A 20,177-nucleotide genomic window follows, 5' to 3' on the forward strand; every position below is an offset into this window, starting at 1 on the left:
GGATACATGTTTTGAAATGACAGGAGGGAATAAACGTGCGTCAAGATCAAACCTGGGGCAATCGCCTGTTTGATATCATTAACCATTCGATTTTATTCATCGTTGCGATCGTGTGTGTTCTTCCATTCGTGTATGTGCTGGCGGTTTCGTTTGCCAGTCCGGCTGAAGTCGCCAAGGGCGGGTTGATTCTATGGCCCAAAGAATGGTCGCTCGTATCGTACCAATATATTTTCTCGTCCGACACACTGCCGCGAAGCTTGCTCGTTTCGATCTATATTACGGTAGTAGGAACGCTGATCAACCTGGCGTTTACATCGCTGATGGCTTACCCGTTGTCCAAGCCTCATCTCCGGGGCAGAAATCCTATCCTGCTCGGCGTATTGATCACGATGCTGTTTAGCGGGGGGATGATACCAACGTACTTCGTCGTGAACGGGTTGAATCTGACCAATACGCTGTGGTCCTTGATGATACCAAGTGCCATCAGTGCGTTTAACCTGATCGTGCTGAAGAATTTCTTCCAGCAAATTCCCGACGGGCTGGAGGATTCGGCTAAAATCGATGGCTGCAATGACTTGGGAGTTCTGATTCGAATTGTGCTTCCATTGTCGCTGCCAGCGATGGCCACGTTCGGTTTGTTTTACGCGGTTGCTCACTGGAACACGTTTTTTAATGCCATTCTATACATCAATGATAACGAGAAATGGCCGATTCAGGTCCTGCTTAGGGAAATCGTGATTTTGGCACAGAGCCGGGTAGGGGATTCCAGCTTCGACGAAATGGACGTGCAGCCATTAACGATTCGTATGGCGGTCATCGTTTTTGCCACCGTGCCCATTCTGCTCGTGTATCCTTTTCTGCAGAAGCATTTTGCGAAAGGCGTCATGTTGGGCTCTGTGAAAGGATAATTGGTTGGATGTGCCTTCTTCCCAGTAAGAGGGGTTCCAATAGAAATGAATATGATGGAGGGGTAAAGATGAAGAAAAGATGGATGACAACCGTGATGGCAATGTTGGCGGGGATGATGGTTGTGACGGCTTGCGGAGACAAAAGCGGCGGGAGCGGGGTCAATGGCGACGGACCTTATCCGCTTACCCTGGTGGTTAATCAGGTTGGGGAAATACCTGACCCAAAAAATCAGATGGAGGAAAAAATACGCGAATACACAAACACAGATCTGCGGATTCAATGGATTCCCTACTCCGCATACGACGAGAAGGTTAACGTCATGGTCGCTTCCAATGAGCTTCCGAAGCTCATCAAGCTGAACTATACGCCAACGACGATCAGCTCGCTCGAAGCGGATCTGTTCTGGGATATCACCGACCAATTGAAAAATTACCCGAATTTGGCCGCGCAGCCGCAGGCCTATTACGACAACATCAGCGTGAACGGAAAAGTGTACGGCATCCCCCTGTTCCGGGACATGGGCCGGGCGATCGTCAGCTACCGAAAGGACTGGCTCGATGCAGCCGGCTTGAAGGAGCCTGTCACCCTGGATGATTGGCATGAAATTATCCGGTACAGCACGGAGGAGGATCCGGATGGCAACGGAAAAAGGGACACCTACGGAATGATGCTCGACAAAGGCTATAACCAGGGTACGGCATCGACCTTGACCCGGCTTGCCGTTTCCCAAGGCGCTCCTAATAAATGGGGCATCGACGAGCAAGGCAATTTCTATCCGGAGTTTGTATCCGAGCAGTTCTTCGATGTCATGAAGCTGTTTAGAAGATTATATGAAGAGAAGCTGATTAATCAGGATTTCGCCGTAGTTGATTCCTCCGAGCTCAATAAGGTGTATGAATCGGGCCGCGCGAATATCCGGATCTCCGGCGGTAACGGTCAATCGCTGCAAACCAAGCTGGAGAAGGTTGTCCCGAAAGCGGTTGTCGACGTATCTCCGCTGCAAGGTCCAGAAGGCATTCGCGTTCCGGGGGAAAGCGGAAATACCGGCTTCCTGGCAATCCCGAGATCGACGGTCAAGTCTGAAGAAGAGCTGGCTAAAGTGCTGACCTTCGTTGACAAGCTGCTGGATCCCGAGATGGTCAATGTTATTAATAAAGGCATCGAAGGCGTGCATTACAAAGTCGAAGGAGATTATACCGTAACGATCGATGCGGATAAGGACGCTCAAGAAGTCAAGCCTTATCGCGATACGTTTCCACAACGGGGCGATTTGTACAACATGGAGAAGAAACCGAAAGGAACGGAGCTGTTCAACAAAAACAAACAAATCGTGTATGAGAACGAGAATTACATTGTACCGAATCCGGCGCTTACCCTAAAATCGACGACTTACAATGAACGCGGCGGAGAGCTGGAGCAGATCATCACCGATGCGCAAACCAAGTTCATTATGGGGCAGATTGACGAGGCCGGCTGGAAGGCGGAAGTGGAGAAATGGAGAAAGAGCGGCGGAGATCAAATGGCTGCAGAATATAAAGAATCTAACACGAATCAAAAATAGCAGTCATTGAGGAGCATGTAAACGAGAGACAAAGCTGGCAAGTAAAAGGAAGTGCCTTTGGTGTACTTGGCTGCTTTGTCTCTCACTACTTATATATCTGTATTAATGATCGAAAGAACATTTCACACGGCTGCTTTATAGGCAAATCACTCATTCAACTTATATAGTGAGGCAAATTAGGAGCACTCGGTTCATGGACTGTCCATTTTCGTTCCGATTAGCACGAGATCAAGATGATTCGTTCTAAGCGCGCCAGCCGGCTTGATTTGCAGCACAAGACCATCGCGGGCAAAGCGGCAGGTAAGGATAAACATCTGCTGCTGTTCCAGCAGCTGAATGTGGATCAGGCAAGTCAACGGGTCTGCCCATACTGCAGCGCACGCGGAGAGAAGTCCGAAAAAAGGATCTGGACCGATATGCCAGTCGTTCATGGAGCCTATAACCTTGGAATGACTGGTTTCATCAAAGAAGATGAGCTCACAAGATTGCTCACTGAACGTAAAATGACATCCTGTCCATCCCGGCTCGTTAGCAGTTAGGCGATATTGCTGCCCCGAGACCTGCACGTCTGTACTGGAGATGGAGCTTCCCTCCGGCAGATGGAGCTTTAAGGCGCTTAGACGTTGCTGCATCCGCTGAAAACCGGCATCATCTAGGGAGCAGGACTGCTGCATGGAAGAAACCAGATGGGTCCAAACGCAGTCGAGGATTCCTTGGTGCTCATCCCGGTTCAGCATGGTGTTGGCCGTCGAGACAAAAACGGCGTCATGGTCTGGGATGACAAGGACGAATTGCCCGCCTGCGCCGAAAGCGCAGTAGGCTTGACGCCTGGCCCGCCAGAACTGGTATCCGTACCCGCTTCGTCCTTCCAGCAGAATTCCGGCACTGGAGTTATCAACAACCTTGGACGTGCTTAACTCTACCCAGCCCTCCGGCAGGATCCGGATTCCGTTCCACACTCCGTCCTGCAGATAGAGCTGACCGAATTTGGCCAGATCCTCCGTGGTGCAATAGGCTCCGCTGCCACCCTGGTTAATTCCGAGCGGGCAGGTCTCCCACTCGATATCCTGCATCCCGAGGGGCTGGAACAAGCGGTCATCGAGATAGTCATGCACGGTAGTCCCCGTAACCCGTTGGAGTATAGCGCAGAGCGTATGCGTACCTGTCGTATCGTAGGCGAAGACGGTCCCCGGGGGATGACTCGGTGGCGTATGGAGATACTCGAACACGATATCCCGAGCCTCTTTATTGGTTGATTTCCGGTGGACGGTTTGCATACTCAGCAGATGCCGGATGGTCATATCGGCTGTGTACGGGTGTACGGTCTCCGGCTGCTTATCCGGAAAAAAATGAATGACCTTGTCCTCCAGGGAGATCCGTCCTTCTCCGATGGCAATGCCGACGGCCGCCGATGTCAAACTCTTGCTGACGGAGAAGATCGGATGCCTTAAATCCTTGTGAAAAGGGGAGTAATAACCTTCGGCAGCCACTTTGCCATGCCGAAGCAGCATAAAGCTGTGCAGATTCATATTCCTTTCCGTCATATCCTCCGTAAAGCGGAGGATGGCGGAAGGAGGAATACCGACCTCCTCCGGGCGGACTCGAGCCAGTGCAGTCATCATCATCAACCTTTCGTTCGATTGAATGTACCGGGAGAGTAGAGCGGAAACCAACGGTCTTGGCCACTGAGCACTTGTTCGATGGTAAACCGTTTAGCCTCAGCCTCAGTGAGCTGCCTGGACCATGCAACCCGCAAGGAAGGAGCTGCTCCGGGGCCGCGGCTGCCGAATTCGGCATAACGGGATGTTTCTTCACGGTCCGGTTGGTTCCAGTTATGCCAGCCCTGCGGATGAACCGAGCCGTCCATCTCGGATCGGATGAACACCACATTGGCATAAGCACGCCAAGGCCGCCCAAGGTATACGTTCTCAACACCGGGAGCTCCCGAGATTTTGCAATCGATAAAGACATAGCCGAACTCCGCTTCCTCCGGCGTATTGGCCGCGGTCAGGTAACCACCGGACCGCTTGCAGTGGATGGTGCACCGGTCGAATACGGCCGTTGCCGGCCCAAATATAAAATCGACATCGCCCTCGATATAACATTCGGCAAAGTAATGACGTCCGCCGGACACATAGAGCGTATCTTGATCCCCTTCGAGTTTTACATACCGAAAGGACACCCGGTCGGCATCGATAAAGGCAGCGACAGCCTGACCCGTGCCAGGACCGGAATCATTGCGGATGGTCAATTGTTCGGCGCTGAAATCATCGGCGCAGATATAGAAGCTTCCACTGCGAAAAGTCCCTAGGGGTTGTCCATCTTCATCCAAGGTGTGGGCGTTATCCGAATAAGTAAGAATCGTTTCTTCAGGTCCTGCACCGATCATACGGATGGCTGGTTTCGATGAAGGAATGTTGATTTTTTCACGGTAAACACCTTTTTTAATTTCGATGATGACAAGACAATCGGACTGTTCAGGAATCGAGTCGATTGCAGATTGCACCGTCACGAAGTCGCCTTGCCCGCTGGGATCTACTGTGATTTTCATCGATGAACACGCTCCTCTATGGATTTTATATCTATGTTATCGAATTGCAGATTCCAATAAAAACATCTCCGATGTTAAAATCGAGTCATTCTTTGCCTTTTTTGCCGGATTTGAATAAAAACAGCTTCTTAGACTTGCTTTCTAGAGGGAAAGAAAACAGAGAAATAGAGCATAAAATGCAAAATATGCGGATGATTCAGCATCAAATCCGGAATTTTTATCGTTTATGTTTCTTTATAATGAGCTTGAGATTAAAACTTCCAAGGATATTGAGGTGAGGCGGTTTTGAAGCAAGAGAACAAATGGTCCGTCCGGACGGCGGAAACCATTCTCAGTCAAACGGACAGCGAGGGGCTTCACCCGGATATTGCCCGCCGGTGGGCGTATGTTCCCGGGATGATGCTCATGGCGATCGCCCGTACAGGGGATTTTTATAACAAGGACGATTATTTTGATTTCATGAAGCGGCATATGGATCTGTTTGTCCAGGCCGATGGGGACATTCGAGGGTACAGGATCGAAGAATATAATCTGGACCAGATCAACCAGGGAAAAAATTTGTTTGCGCTAAGTGCCAGATTTCATGACTCCCGTTATGAAAAGGCTTCCCATACGCTGGCCGCCCAGCTGATCAGCCAGCCCAGAACGACGGACGGCGGATTTTGGCACAAAAAAGTATACCCTTTTCAGATGTGGCTGGATGGGCTCTATATGTCTTCGCCATTTCTGGCCCAGTATGCCAAAACCTATAACCGGCCTGAACTGTTCGACGAGGTAGCTCACCAGCTTCTGCTTGTGGAGCGTAGAACCCGGGATCCCAAGACGGGGCTGCTCTATCACGGATGGGATGAAGCGAAGGAACAGGTATGGGCCGACCCGGAAAGCGGGCGGTCCCCGCATTTTTGGAGCCGGGCCTTGGGCTGGTATGCGATGGCGCTTGTGGACAGTCTTGAGTTTTTTCCGGTGGATCATCCGAAGCGAGGTACGATCATTGGCATATTCGAACGCCTAAGCCGAGCGCTGGCACGTTATCAGGAGAAAGAGAGCGGGCTGTGGTTCCAGGTGCTCGATCAGGGCTTCCGGGAAGGCAATTATCTTGAAACCTCCGGCTCCTCCATGTTTATTTACGCTTTGGCCAAGGGTGCTCGGCTCCAGTATCTGGAACAGCCTTCAAGACCTGTTGCGGAGCGGGCTTACGAAGGTTTGATTCAGCGGTTTGTTGAGGCTGGCGAAACCGGCGTGCAGCTTCATTCCATATGTCATGGAGCAGGGCTCAGCGATGACCGCAACGGCTCGTATGAATATTACATCAGTGAACAAGTGGTGTCCGACGCCCAGATTGGCGTAGCGCCTTTCATCCTTGCTAGTCTGGAAATGGAGCGGTTAGCAGATTCGTGATAGGAGGAGGAACTAAAGGATGCACTCATCGTCAACGCAGCATGCATTACAGAACAAACCATGGTTGTCGGATCAGGGAGACGGGACGTTTGTGAACCCGGTGCTTCATGCGGATTATTCGGATCCGGATGTGATCCGGGTCGGGGAAGATTTCTATATGACGGCCTCCAGCTTCGGTCATCTGCCGGGACTGCCGATTCTGCACTCGAAGGATTTGATTAACTGGAGGATTATTAATCATGTGCTGCCCCGGATGGAGCTGCCGGGTTATGACGTCCCTCAGCATGGGAACGGCGTCTGGGCTCCGGCCCTTCGGTTCCATGATGGCAAGTACTGGGTGTTTTATGGAGATCCGGATGTCGGCATCATGATGAGCACATCAAGGGACCCGGCAGGCAGCTGGAAGCCTCTGCATCTGGTTCAAGAAGGGAAAGGCCTGATCGACCCGTGTCCGTTCTGGGACGATGACGGCCAGGCCTACCTGGTTCACGCGTTTGCCAAAAGCAGATGCGGCATCAAGCATCTATTAAGGATGTGCCGGATGTCCCCGGACGGAAAGCGCCTCTTGGATGAAGGTCAGATTGTCTTCGACGGGACCGAACGTCATCCGACGATGGAAGGGCCGAAGATGTATAAACGAAATGGTTATTACTATATTTTTGCGCCTGCCGGGGGAGTATCAACGGGGTGGCAGACCGTGCTCCGGTCAACCTCGGTCTTTGGCCCCTATGAGGACAAAATCGTATTGCATCAAGGCGATAGCCCGATTAACGGCCCGCATCAGGGCGGCTGGGTAGAGCTGGATTCGGGCGAATCCTGGTTTATGCATTTTCAAGACAAAGGGGCCTACGGAAGAATTGCTCATCTGCAGCCGATACGCTGGGTGGATGATTGGCCGGAGATGGGTGCCGATACGAATGGAGACGGGATCGGCGAACCGGTTCTGCGTTATCCGAAGCCAAACGTAGGCGGGGAATACAGGATTGAGGCACCAGACGATTCAGACGAGTTCGAAGACGCTCAGCTTGGCCTGCAGTGGCAGTGGCAGGCCAATCCGAATCCGGCCTGGTATGCATTCGAGAAGGAAAGCCATTTGCGATTATTCGCCTTCCCGGTGCCGGAGAACCAGCCTTCGAGCACGATCTACGATGCTCCTCACTTGCTGATGCAGAAATTCCCGGCGGAAGTATTTCATGCGGAAGCCAAACTGGATGGAACGGCGCTAAAGCCCGGTGAACGGGCGGGCTTGATCGTATTCGGACGAACATTCGCTTATGCGGCGGTTCAGATGAAGGCGGACGGCTCCGGCATGGAAATCATCCAGGCCCAAGGGAACGGCTCGGAGGAGAATGTGGTGTGGTCCGACGGATTGGATGAAGGGGAGTTAACGATTCGGGTGACTGTTCATCCCGGCGCTGAATGCCGCTTCTATTTTGCTTCTGTCGACGGTCCTTTCCTGCCTTGCGGAGATAGGAAGTTCGAAGCCGAAAAGGGTCACTGGGTTGGAGCCAAGCTCGGATTGTTCGCGGCAAGTGCGGAAGAACAAGCGGACAGAGGGTATGCGGAAATCGACTGGTTTAGGGTTGGAAGAGGAGAGATATAGAAAGAGAAAGCTTGCGGGGCTGCTCCAAGACGGGTGACAACTTTGGAACAGCCCCGATTCTATCCATGACGCTTGCGGTACTGAAGAGGCGTGGTTCCCGCGATTTTTTTGAAGGTTTTATTAAAGTGGGCAATATGCTCAAATCCGGCTTGCTCGGAGATGAATTGTACGGATTCCCGGCTGTTCACGAGCATTTTCTGGGCTTCGCGAATTCGTACCACCTGCAGGTACTCGCGAAAGTGAAAGCCTGTCAGCTTGGTGAACACTCTGCTGAGATAGGAAGGGCTGATGTAAAACTGCTTGGCGACCTTCTCCAGCGTAAGCCTTTCATGATAATTGGATTTGATATATTGGGCAATCTCCGAAATTTTCTGGTGCATCGGATGCTCATATTCATGGGTTTGGGATTGAAGCGTGGTCTCGATCCGATGAAGGCGGATGAGCAGCTCGTTCATCCACGCGCGAACCAATGAACTGTAGTGAGTCTGCTCGGTTTGGCATTCTGCGAGCATCGAGAGGAGCAGCCGTTCGATTTCGGGCTGTTGCTTCAGCGGAATGCGAACGAGCCTGGACGTCCCGTGATCGAGCAGCTTGGCGACGCCGGCATCGCCCTGTTCGATGAAGCTTCTGGAGAAGCTGATCAGCACCCGCTCGAAGGTCAGCTTATCAGAGCTTGCCGTTGAGTGGAGATCATGCGGGTTCACGATCATCATGTCCCCTTTTTTGACAGTAAACACGTTATCGTCCATGAAGTAGACCCGTTCACCGTTAAGCAAGTAATACAGCTCAAAGTAGGGATGCTCATGCGGACGGGGCATGCTGCTGGAACCGTTTCGCGACATGTATTGGATGGAGAAATCATGATCTCCGATGTGGTACTTGGGCTGCAGCCGGTCATTCATTCCTCTCTAACTCCTTTGTTCGCATGGTTGGATTACCACCGATAGTGATCGTAGAAAATTATATATCATGCCTGCAGCCGATCTTCAAGGGCTTGAACGCAATCGGCAGCAATTTTTAAGATTAAAGAAAGTATAAGTTTCAGCGGAGTTGAAGCTTTCTTTCATTTCGGATGGAATAAAGGTGCCGATGGAACGCCATGGCCATATCATCGAAATGGCTACCGAAACAGGAGGAAGGTATATCGTCCTGCCGGTATAAATCGAATAAGCAATCTTACAAAAACGGAGGGTACACATGATTAAACAAACAGAAGAAGCGATATGTCCTGACTTGCCTGTGATCCCGGAGTATACCGTAACGATTACGGATCATGGCGCCGTTGGAGACGGCGTATATGACAACACCCAGGCATTTCATCAAGCGATTGAAGCCTGCGCTAAGGCAGGAGGGGGGAAGGTGGTCATCCCTCCCGGGATCTGGCACACCGGTCCGTTGTCCCTGCAGAGCCGGATTGAGCTTCACGCCTCTGCCGGTGCGCTTGTTGTGTTCAGCAAGCAATTCGAAGCTTATCCGATCCGGATGTCCACCTATGAGGGCAGACAGATGTTTCGCTGCCAGTCTCCGCTCGATGGAGAAGGGCTGGAGGATATCGCGATCACGGGCAGCGGTATTTTTGACGGAAGCGGCGAAGCCTGGAGGCCCGTTAAGCAAGGGAAGCTGACGGAAAGCCAGTGGGATCGCTTCGTTCACTCGGGCGGCGTTGTGGATGATCAGGGACTGTGGTGGCCAACGCCGGCTGCCCGGGACGGGAAGGAGACCCTGGCCCGGATCGAACAGACAGGCAGCCAGAATCCACAGGATTATGAGCCTGTCAGAGACTATCTGAGACCCAATCTGCTCAGCTTGAGAAACTGCAAGCGGATTCTGCTTAGCGGCCCTACCTTTCAAAATTCCGCAGCCTGGTGCCTGCATCCTTGGGCGTCGGAGCAGATCACCATTCAGAACATTACCGTCCGCAATCCATGGTATGCCCAGAACGGGGACGGTCTCGACATCGATTCGTGCAAATACGTGACCGTGGAAAACAGCTCGTTTGATGTAGGAGATGACGCGATCTGTCTGAAGTCCGGTAAAAATGAAGCCGGGCGCCTGCTGGGTAAGCCGAGTGAGCGGATCAGCATCCGGAACTGCACCGTTTATCATGGCCACGGCGGCATCGTGGTCGGCAGTGAAATGTCCGGAGGCATCAAGGATGTATACGTATCCGATTGCACCTTCATCGGCACCGATATCGGCATTCGTTTTAAAAGCTGCCGCGGTCGCGGCGGCGTGGTCGAGAACATCTTCATTGAACGGATCCGGATGCGGGAGATCGACGGGGATGCGATCTCCTTCAATTTATATTACGAAGGGAAAGCCGGCTCCGGCGAGTATCAAACGGAAGCGATGCTGCCCGTTACCGAGGAAACCCCCGTGTTCCGAAATATTGTCATTCAGGATATTGTGTGCAGCGGCGCGCACACTGCGCTGCTCATCAACGGCTTGCCGGAGATGCCGGTGGAGAACTTGACGGTGAAGCGGTCGGCAATCACAAGTCATGAAGGCATTGTATGCCGAAATGGAAAGAACCTCAGCATTCAGGACATCGTCCTTCGCAATCAGGAAAATCAGCTGCTTCTCTTTCACCAAAGTCGAAATGTTCAGGTGGCGAATGTCAGCGGCGAAGGGAACTCACAGGATGACCGCCTGCTGGTGGTGACCGGGGAACGGTCCAGGCAAATCGAATGCTCAGGGCTGAAGGCCGATAAGGCTAGGCAGATTATGATTTCTTCTGAAGTGGAACCTGGGGAGGTCGTGATCAAGTAGATTTGCTGTTGGATTCATTAAAGCTTAGAAAGGAGGTGATCGAATTATAACCGTTGCAAGCATTTCAAAATGATAAGGAGGTACGCAATTGATAGCAGCAAAATGGTTAAAGCAAATGCTTGTCCTCACCATGCTGTTTACAAGTTTTTCCGGCGGAGCCGCTTATGCAGAGGAGACCCCTGAAACCGTAACCCCGTCCAATTCCTTGCGAACACCGGCATTTCCGGGGGCCGAAGGCGGTGGAAAGTATACGACCGGCGGCCGGGGCGGCGATGTGTACGAGGTAACGACGCTGGCCGACTCGGGCCAGGGATCGCTTCGAGACGCGGTCAGTACTGGAAACCGGACCGTTGTATTTAAAGTCGGCGGCGTTATCGAGCTGAAATCTCCCCTTAAGATTCTCGGAGACAATCTGACGATTGCCGGCCAAACGGCGCCGGGCGACGGGATTACGGTCATCGGGTATCCAACGTCCTTTGATGGAAACAACCTGATCATCCGTTATATGCGATTCCGGCTGGGCGATATGAATGAAACGGAAGCAGACTCTTTTGGCGGGCGGTACAAGAAAGATATTATCATCGACCACTCCTCGTTCAGCTGGTCCGTCGACGAAGTGCTCAGCCCTTACGGCAACGAAAATGTCACCGTACAATGGTCGATCATAGCAGACGCCATGCATATTAGCCGGCATGTCAAAGGCAGACACGGCTACGGGGGAATATGGGGCGGAAAGAACACCAGCTTTCATCATAACCTGATCGCCCACAACTCCAGCCGCAACCCTGCCTTTGACAGCACAGCCGGCAACTCCCATGATTTTCGAAATAACGTTGTATATAACTGGGGTTTCTTTGCTTCTTACGGAGGTAAAGGCTCGGTTACCAATATCATCAACAATTATTACAAGCCCGGCCCCGAAACGGAGGTCGTCCGGTTCATGAATGCGGAGAGCACCGGGAGCTACTATATTGACGGCAACGTTATGGACGGATATCCGGAATATACACAGGATAACTGGTCCGGCGTTCATAAGTATCCGAATTACGTGAAGCTGGAAACTCCCGCTTCCTTTGCCAATCCACTGCCGACCGAATCCGCCGAAGAGGCTTATGAAGCGGTTATGCAAAGCGCCGGAGCCACCCTGCCGAAACGGGATGCCGTCGATGCCAGAATCATTCATGATGTGATCCACCGAACTGGCATGCATATCAATTCCCAGAATGAGGTGGGCGGATATCCGCTAGTAGAGATGGTCAGATCCACGTTAGAAGATGATGATCATGATGGTATGCCGAATGATTGGGAGATCGATCGCGGGCTGAACCCGAGAGATCCGAGTGACCGCAATCTGGCCAATGAGGAAGGATACACGAATCTGGAGCTGTATTTGAATTCCATTACGGGAAACGGATCAGCTAACCCCTCTGCAATCATTACCGCTCCGGCGAACAACACGGTGGTCAAAGCCGGATCGAACGTGACGATTGAAGCGTCCGTTTCCGATGAAGACGGAAGCGTATCGAAGGTCGAGTTTTACCGAAACGGAGAGAAGGTTGGAGAGGACGACAGCATGCCGTTCCACTATGAGTGGACGGACGCTGTGGACGGCACCCATTATTGGGCCGCGAAAGCGATCGACGATACGGGAACGATGGCGTTCTCGACGAGCGTGGTCGTTCATGCGAATACCGAAGGAAGCATCGATCCTTGGAAGTCGGCTGATATAGGCAGTCCGGGAATACCGGGACACACGCAGCTCGGTGACGTACCTGGCGAAGTGACCGTCAAGTCTGCCGGAGATATCGGCGGCACGAAGGACGTCTTTCATTTTGCCTATCAGGAAATTGAGGGCGATGCTGAAATTGTTGCCAGGGTTGAAAGCATTACCCCAACGAACGAGGAAGCAGAAGCCGGCATCATGTTCCGCGAGAGCCTGAAGGAGGATGCTCCATTCGTTTCCCTGGTCGTCCCTTATATTCGTACAGGGAAAAGAGGTGTTACCCTTAGTCGAGCCGAGGAGGGCGGAGAGGTTGCGAGAATTCAGCCGGAGCAGGAATTTCAGCTGCCTTATTGGATCAAGCTTATCCGTAAGGATAACCAATTCACATCAATGATCTCTCAAGATGGAACCAGCTGGACCACGGTCGGAAACGTCCAAGTCGATTTGCCTAAGCAAGCCTATGTCGGCCTCGTGGCGGATGCGGGTAAAGTGAACAATGAGACATGGAAATACAATACCTCGACATTTACCAACATCAATATATCGGCAGATACAGGCAGCGGCCCGAAAACCGTATATTATGTGAACGATGATTTTGAAAACCTTGAAGCTGGCTCCGTACCTGACGGATATGGCGTGATCCCGCAGCCTCAGGATGCGGATCATACTGTTACCGTGGAGGAAGTCCCCGTCAATTCTACGGGCAACGATTCGGAAAAGGCGCTGAAGGTATACGATAATGCTGTTGGCAGCACAGGGTTTACCATCAACTTCCCGAGGCAGGCAGGCACGGTCGTTGTCGAGACGGATTTCATGTCACCGGCCATGCCCGGCACTTCGGTGCTGCTTCATATCAAGGATGCAGAAGGTACCAAGACGCCGATTGCTCTTGAGGTGCGCAAGCCTCAGCTACCGATTCAGGAGGATGCGTACGCCCTGGTTTACAAGAACAAGAATGGTCAAGATGTTAAGCTGACCGGCCTCCCGGCCGCCAACCGCTGGTACAATCTGAAGGTCATTGCCAATGCGGCTGCCAACACCATGGATATTTACGTGGACAACGTGCTCGCAGCGGAGGGGGTTGAGCTTAGGGACGATATGCGGACGTTAGGACTGGGAAGCGCCTTGTTCGGCAGAACGCCCGGAACTGGCAAAGGAACCTACTACTTCGACAACATCAAGGTATACGTGGAACCGGCAGCCGCACCTAAAGGACTACGGGCGATCCCTGGGAACGGGAAGGTTCAGCTGGATTGGGATAACGCCAAAGGTGCTTTATCATATACCGTCAAAAGAAGCACCGCAAACGGGGGGCCGTACGAGGCCGTGGCATCAGATCTGAGTGCTTCCAATCCATCGTATACGGATACAAGCGTAATCAACGAAACCACTTATTATTATGTGGTTACCGCCGTGAGTGATTTAGGAGAAAGCGATCCCTCGAACCAAGTGCGTGTCACGCCATCGGTGAACGCCGTGAAGCCGCAAGCCCCGACGGAGCTCACGGGACTTAGCCGCAACACACAGGCTGATCTCACCTGGCAGCCGGTGGAGCATGCGGTCACCTATACGGTGAAGCGAAGTGAAAGTCAGGAAGGGCCTTATATTGAGGCAGGACGCGTAGAAGAGCCCTTCTATAGAGATACGGGGCTTGTAAACGGTAAAGTTTACTATTACACGGTGACGGCGACAAGCGTTGCCGGCGAAAGCGAGGCGTCGGGCCCGGCCGAGGTCCGCCCGGTGGCGCCGCTAGAGTCGCCAGCGGATGTTAAAGCGAGTGCCGGCGATGCATCGGCGGTGATCTCGTGGAATGCCTCACCCGAAGCTTCGAGTTATCAGATCAAGCGAAGCACCGTTCACGGCGGCCCTTACACGGTCATTGCCGATCAAGTAAAGGATGTCCGCTATGAGGACAGCGGCTTGGAGAACGGGACGGCCTACTATTATGTCGTTTCCGCACATAACGGCACCGCCTCCAGCGCGAATTCTGAAGCGGTTCGGGTCATTCCATTCCCAGCGAATACTACGCCGCCTCCGGGTGATCTTCGACTAAACCCGGCTAAGGACCGCGTCAAGCTCTCCTGGTCAGCCGTAGAAGGTGCAGTTGCTTACGAAGTTACTAGGTCGGATTCCAGAAGCGAAGAAGGGAGCGTCATCGCCTCTGATTTGCGGCAGCCAGGCTTTGTCGATACGGATGTCGTTACCGGTAAAACCTATTATTATTCGGTCCAGTCGGTGAACGAGAACGGACCGGGAGTCGGAAGCTATTCTAAAGGGGCAACGCCTGCTTCCGTCATCGTCGTGGCGAAAGACGGCACAGGCATGTTTACCAGCGTTCAAGCCGCGGTGGACTCCATCCCGGAGTGCAATACGGACCGAACGATAATCTTTATCCGGAATGGCATCTATGAGGAACAAGTCACCGTTCCGAAAACGAAGCATGCCGTGAGTTTTATCGGCGAGAGCAAGGAAGCGACGGTGATCACCTACACCGGTATTACCGGTACCGGATTCAATGAACGCGCCACCGCCGTCGAATCCGATGATTTTACCGCCGAGAATATCACGTTTGCGAATGGAGCGGGTCCTCAAGGCCCGGCGCCCGCGCTGGACCTTCGGGGAGACCGGGCCTATTTCGACCATGTCCGCTTGATCGGTTATCAGGATACGTTCTTTGTGAACAATGCCGGAAAACGGGTGTATGTAAAGAACAGTTATATTGAAGGAGCGGTGGATTTTATCTATGGACCTGGAATCGCCGTGTTTGACCGGAGCGTCATTCACAATGTCCGTTCAGGCGGATATATTACCGCCGCCAGCACGCCGGAAAATCTGAACTACGGATATTTGTTCCTCAACAGCAAGATTACAGGAACGGAAGGAATCGAAGATGTCTACCTAGGACGTCCATGGAGACCCTTTGCCCATGTGCTGTTCATGAACACGGAAATGGAAGGAATCGTGCACGATAAAGGCTGGCATAACTGGGGACGACCGGATAACGAGAAAACCGCCAAATACTATGAATATAACAATACCGGACCTGGTGCGGCAGCCGAAGCCCGCGCGAATTGGTCGAAGCAGCTCACGCCGGAGGAAGCGAATCTGTACACGATTCCAATGATGATGAAGGGAACGGATGGTTGGGATCCGACCATGATGCCTGTTCTTCCGCAGCCTTTCGGGGATGAAGACGATACACCTCCGCACACATCGTCCAAAATAACTCCGGAAACACCTAACGGCCTGAACGGCTGGCATACGGTGCCGGTTACCGTTGAATTGAGTGCGGAAGACGACGGTTCAACTGTTACCGAAACCGTCTACAGTTTAGACGGTATCACCTGGATTCCGTACTCGGGGCCGATCGTTCTGGACCGGGAAGCGGCCGCGGCTGCGATATACTATCGCTCCGTCAACGCTGCAGGTCTTGAGGAAAGCATCCAATCCATTGCATTGAACATGGATCTGTCCCCACCGGATATTCACGTAGAAACACCTGCACAGGAGGGAAGATGGAATGTCTCCAGGGATTGGACGCCGATCATTGAAATGAGCGATTCCGTATCCGGCGTCGACGACAGCCGGACGGTCATCAAGCTGGACGGTAATCCCGTTCAACCCGGTGAAGCCATCCCGCTGTATCAGCTTCCGCTCGGAAGTCATGTCTTAACCGTTGAAGGAGCAGATCTTGCGGGCAATACGGCAGTTGCTGAGATTGAATTTCAGACGGTTACGAGCACCGGCGATATGATCGCTTTGATCGAACGGTTCCTGAGCAGCGGAGAGATTGGGAATGCCGGTATCGCCAACAGTTTGACGAAGAAACTGGATAAGGGGAATATGGGCAGCTTTGAGAACGAGGTCCGGGCACAGCGGGGCAAACATCTGTCGGAACTGGCGGCGGACATCCTGCTGCGGCATGCCGAGGCATTAAGGGAAGAGATTATATAAGTTCTAAAGCCCTCAATTTTTGAATCAAGCTGGATATTTATGCTTCTATTCCAGAATCCACAAAACAGGGATGATGAGATCCCTGTTTTTGTGTTGCTCTGGCTCCCGTAGTTCTCGGATCCTGAACGTTCACATAGTGTTCCATTTCAGTATGACTGCAATCACATGTACGGAGACAGGAGTTTCTTATACTTGGGTTGTAAGAGTGAAATAGTTCACAAAGACGGGATTTAGTCTAAGGAGGTTTGACTATGAGTTCATTCACGCTTCAGAGCCAGGTATCCGATATTGTTACATCCATCCCGCAAACCGCGGATTTATTCCGATCACTCCGGATTGATTTTTGTTGTGGAGGGCAGGTGCCACTGGAGGAAGCGGCTAAACAGCGTAATTTGGAACCTGCCGCCGTACTGGAGAAGGTTCAATCCCTGGAGAACAAGTTTGCCGATTATCAGGAAAGCCGTCCGGCTTCACTGAAGGAATCCGAACTGATTGAATACATCCAGTATAAACATCATGCCTTCTTGCGGGATGAATTACCTGCTTTAACGCCGTATGTGACGAAGTTGGCCCGCGTTCATGGGGAGCATCATCCCGAGCTTCTCCGGGTGCAGGAGCTTTTCTCGGATCTGAAAAACGAACTGTTGGATCATACGAAGGATGAGGACGAGCATGTATTCCCGCTTATCTTGAAATTTGTTGCAGAGCCTAACCACCAAGCTGCAACGGAACTTAATCCGCATGTGTCTGAGCTGGAAGATGAACATGCTCACGCCGGCAGATTGCTTCAAGAGCTCAGGGAAGTAACCGCTGATTTCGAACTTCCGTCGGATGCCTGCGGTACGTATCGGCTGGTCTATCAACGGTTGGCCATGCTTGAAAAGGACACCTTCGAGCATATCCATCTGGAAAACAACATCTTGTTTGAGCGGATACGCCAAGCGGTATAACGTTGGTTAGAATCCCTTCTTCACTGGGTGAGGTATTGCTCGGATGACTATCGAACGTGTAAAATAACGCCCTAACAATAACGCCCTATCCTTATGGTTAGGGCGTTATTGTTTTGTCATGATTAGCGTGCAGACTCCTTCCCCGGGAGGGAGAAGAGGTCAAATAAAATTCACTTAACTATTCCCTGTATTCAGTCGATAAATATATCAGTTGGAATTATTCGACACAGGAGGGTTCATATGGATTATTCGAAATTGGGTAAACAATTCATAGGCGGGGAATGGCGAGACGGTAAAAGCGGTAAAACGCTGCCTGACATCAATCCATATAATGATGAGGTCATTACGGCTTTTCAAATCGCGAGCGTTGCAGACATTGATGATGCCTATCAGTCTGCCTACCAAGCTAAGCTGGAATGGGACAAAGTTAACCCTTACCGTAAACGCGACATCCTTGAAAATGCCGTTAAATATATGGAGTCGCATGAGGAAGATATTACGTCCATTATCGTTCGGGAGCTGGGCGGAACGCGTCTGAAGGCGGCATTCGAGATCGGTCTTGTGAAAAATATGATTAAGGAAGCGGCTACGTTCCCCCTAAGAATGGAGGGAAAGATTTTACCTTCCACTGAAGATGGCAAGGAGAACCGGCTGTACCGGATCCCGGCTGGCGTGGTTGGGGTTATCAGTCCATTTAACTTTCCTTTCTTCTTGTCCATGAAGTCCGTCGCCCCGGCATTAGGGGCCGGCAACGGCGTCGTGCTGAAGCCGCATGAGGATTCGCCGATTACGGGCGGAACGCTGATCGGCAAGATTTTCGAAGAAGCGGGTGTACCGAAGGGATTGTTGAATGTTGTGGTGACAGATATCAAGGAGATTGGCGATGCGTTCGTTGAGCATCCGATTCCGAGAATCATTTCATTCACGGGTTCGACCAAGGTTGGAAGCCATATTGGCCAGCTGGCCGTTAAGCACTTCAAAAAGCCGCTGCTGGAGCTCGGCGGGAACAGCGCGTTCATTATCCTGGAAGATGCTGAAATCGATTACGCGGTACAAGCGGCAACGTTCAGCAGATTCACGCATCAAGGCCAGATCTGTATGTCGGCCAACCGGATTCTCGTGCAGAAGCCGATCTATCAGGAATTTGTAGATAAATACAAAGCAAAGGTTTCCACCCTAACAACAGGTGATCCGAGCGATCCGCAGACCATTATCGGGCCCGTCATCAACCATCGGCAGGCAGAGACACTGCAAAAGCTGATTGAGAAGGGCATTGAGCAAGGTGCAGTTCCACTGGTGCAAGGGAATATCACCGGCAGAATGGTGGAGCCTACCGTCCTCGTTAATGTCAAACCGGATATGGAGGTAGCACAAGAGGAGTTGTTCGGCCCGGTTGTGTGTATCATCCCGTTCGAAACGGAAGAGGAAGGAATCGCAATCGCTAACGATACACGTTTCGGGCTTAGCGGAGCTATTCACACCTCCAATCTTGAACGTGGGGTTGAAATGGCGAAGAAGGTCCATACAGGCATGATCCATGTAAATGATGTCACGATTAACGACGAGCCGATTGTAGCATTTGGCGGAGAGAAGCAGTCGGGGTTGGGTCGTCTGAATGGACAATGGAGCCTGGATGAATTTACGACCATGAAATGGATATCGGTTCATTACGGACAAAGGAAATTCCCGTATTAAGGGTTGGGGGAGATAGGCATGAATAATGTGACTGAAGAGCAAACACAGCATGAGCTGATCAGCGCCTTTGTAAAGGTGGCTCCATTGCTGAAAAGTCTCACGAATGATGACATCACGATTGGCATTTATGATACGGAGAAGCTTATCATCAACATTCCGGGAAGAACCTTTTCGCTGAATGTCAAACCTGGAGACCCGCTAGTGGAGGGGGATATCGTAACCGATGCCATCCGCAATAATAAAGCTTTATCGGCTGTCGTTCCGAAAGAGCTATTTGGATTTCCGCTAGCTGCACGCGCGATCCCGCTTCACGACGAACAAGGCAGGGTTATCGGGGGTGTAGGCATGGGGACAAGTCTTGAAAAAGCGAATGCGCTGTTTGAGATGGCCGAGAGTTTTTCGGCAATTGTTGAACAGACCACAGCGTCCATTGAAGACATCAGCCAATCGATTGCTCATCTTACCGAACGTGTAACCGATGTAACGAATCAAATGACGGATGTCAGCTCCAGCGCGCAGCAGATTGGAAAGATTTCCAGCGTTGTTAAGGAGATTTCGGATCAGAGCAATATGTTAGGTCTTAATGCTTCTATCGAAGCGGCAAGAGCTGGGGAAGTCGGGAGGGGGTTCTCGGTCGTTGCCGATGAGATTCGGAAGCTTGCGACAAGCTCCAAAGAGAACGTGGATCAAATTAATGGCATTACGAAGAATATTCAGGAATTTTTGCAGCGCTTAAATCATGCTTTTTCCGATATCCACACGCTTACCGATACCCAGTCAAGGGCGATTCAGGAATTCTCTGCAACGATCCATGAGATTAGTATCAAAGCAGAGGAGTTAGCGCAGGTAGCTGAAGAAAGCCTGTATGCAAAAGAAAATAAGCAATAGAAACTCAGAATACTCTGTGTAACTTAATTTTATACAGGCCGATAGAGCAGAAATACACCTATGATGTATTTCTGCTTTTTATTCGATATGCTGTGGCAATGCACCATGATGCCGATGAGCTCTCCGTCGTGATCTTCAAAAGATATCCGGTTCATATCTAATGTTGATATGCTTTT

Annotated in this window: 12 protein-coding genes; 9 read left to right on the top strand and 3 right to left on the bottom strand. The window is 51.6% G+C overall.

Going from position 1 to position 20,177, the window contains the following annotated elements; translation table 11 throughout:
• The first annotated feature begins 35 nt into the window (after positions 1 to 35).
• Positions 36 to 908, top strand: a complete 873-nt coding sequence (locus tag AC0VZ8_RS16470; protein WP_194542446.1) for a carbohydrate ABC transporter permease — start codon at positions 36 to 38, stop codon at positions 906 to 908.
• Positions 909 to 976: 68 nt separating this feature from the next.
• Positions 977 to 2,470 (top strand): extracellular solute-binding protein, encoded by a 1,494-nt coding sequence (locus AC0VZ8_RS16475; protein ID WP_475487579.1) that lies wholly within the window; start codon positions 977 to 979, stop codon positions 2,468 to 2,470.
• Positions 2,471 to 2,661: 191 nt separating this feature from the next.
• Here AC0VZ8_RS16475 and AC0VZ8_RS16480 read toward each other — a convergent pair whose 3' ends face one another.
• Together AC0VZ8_RS16480 and AC0VZ8_RS16485 are read right to left on the bottom strand one after the other, a co-directional pair.
• Complete coding sequence (locus AC0VZ8_RS16480) at positions 2,662 to 4,095, bottom strand: serine hydrolase domain-containing protein (RefSeq protein WP_475487580.1); 1,434 nt, start codon at positions 4,093 to 4,095, stop codon at positions 2,662 to 2,664.
• On the bottom strand, positions 4,095 to 5,021 hold the full coding sequence (locus tag AC0VZ8_RS16485; protein ID WP_475487581.1) for a pectinesterase family protein: 927 nt from the start codon (positions 5,019 to 5,021) through the stop codon (positions 4,095 to 4,097). The genes AC0VZ8_RS16480 and AC0VZ8_RS16485 overlap by 1 nt, the downstream gene beginning before the upstream one ends.
• A 285-nt stretch (positions 5,022 to 5,306) precedes the next feature.
• Here AC0VZ8_RS16485 and AC0VZ8_RS16490 point away from each other — a divergent pair, with 285 nt between their 5' ends.
• Both AC0VZ8_RS16490 and AC0VZ8_RS16495 read left to right on the top strand, forming a co-directional pair.
• The gene (locus AC0VZ8_RS16490) at positions 5,307 to 6,419 is read left to right on the top strand and encodes a glycoside hydrolase family 88/105 protein (RefSeq protein ID WP_475487582.1); all 1,113 of its coding nucleotides are present in this window, start codon (positions 5,307 to 5,309) and stop codon (positions 6,417 to 6,419) included.
• A 19-nt stretch (positions 6,420 to 6,438) separates the two neighbouring features.
• The gene (locus tag AC0VZ8_RS16495; protein ID WP_475487583.1) at positions 6,439 to 8,022 is read left to right on the top strand and encodes a glycoside hydrolase family 43 protein; all 1,584 of its coding nucleotides are present in this window, start codon (positions 6,439 to 6,441) and stop codon (positions 8,020 to 8,022) included.
• A gap of 59 nt (positions 8,023 to 8,081) precedes the next feature.
• Here the strand turns inward: AC0VZ8_RS16495 and AC0VZ8_RS16500 are convergent, their stop codons facing one another.
• Positions 8,082 to 8,924, bottom strand: coding sequence for a helix-turn-helix transcriptional regulator (locus AC0VZ8_RS16500; protein ID WP_475487584.1), 843 nt, complete (start codon positions 8,922 to 8,924; stop codon positions 8,082 to 8,084).
• 295 nt (positions 8,925 to 9,219) lie between these two features.
• On the opposite strand from AC0VZ8_RS16500, the gene AC0VZ8_RS16505 reads away from it, so the two are divergent.
• The 5 genes from AC0VZ8_RS16505 to AC0VZ8_RS16525 all read left to right on the top strand — a co-directional run bounded on the left by AC0VZ8_RS16505 (position 9,220) and on the right by AC0VZ8_RS16525 (position 20,001).
• On the top strand, positions 9,220 to 10,791 hold the full coding sequence (locus AC0VZ8_RS16505) for a glycoside hydrolase family 28 protein (protein WP_475487585.1): 1,572 nt from the start codon (positions 9,220 to 9,222) through the stop codon (positions 10,789 to 10,791).
• 88 nt (positions 10,792 to 10,879) lie between these two features.
• Positions 10,880 to 16,468 carry a pectinesterase family protein gene (locus AC0VZ8_RS16510; protein WP_475487586.1) on the top strand — a complete coding sequence of 1,863 codons (5,589 nt, stop codon included), beginning with the start codon at positions 10,880 to 10,882 and terminating at the stop codon, positions 16,466 to 16,468.
• A gap of 251 nt (positions 16,469 to 16,719) precedes the next feature.
• Positions 16,720 to 17,418 carry an iron-sulfur cluster repair di-iron protein gene (ric, locus tag AC0VZ8_RS16515; RefSeq protein ID WP_475487587.1) on the top strand — a complete coding sequence of 233 codons (699 nt, stop codon included), beginning with the start codon at positions 16,720 to 16,722 and terminating at the stop codon, positions 17,416 to 17,418.
• A 240-nt stretch (positions 17,419 to 17,658) separates the two neighbouring features.
• Positions 17,659 to 19,113: a benzaldehyde dehydrogenase gene (gene yfmT, locus AC0VZ8_RS16520; RefSeq protein ID WP_475487588.1), complete on the top strand. Its 1,455-nt coding sequence runs from the start codon at positions 17,659 to 17,661 to the stop codon at positions 19,111 to 19,113.
• Between the two features lie 18 nt (positions 19,114 to 19,131).
• Positions 19,132 to 20,001 carry a methyl-accepting chemotaxis protein gene (locus AC0VZ8_RS16525; protein ID WP_071220980.1) on the top strand — a complete coding sequence of 290 codons (870 nt, stop codon included), beginning with the start codon at positions 19,132 to 19,134 and terminating at the stop codon, positions 19,999 to 20,001.
• The last annotated feature ends 176 nt before the right edge of the window (positions 20,002 to 20,177 follow it).

The sequence above is a fragment of the Paenibacillus sp. QJM3NY_38 genome (assembly GCF_056173265.1).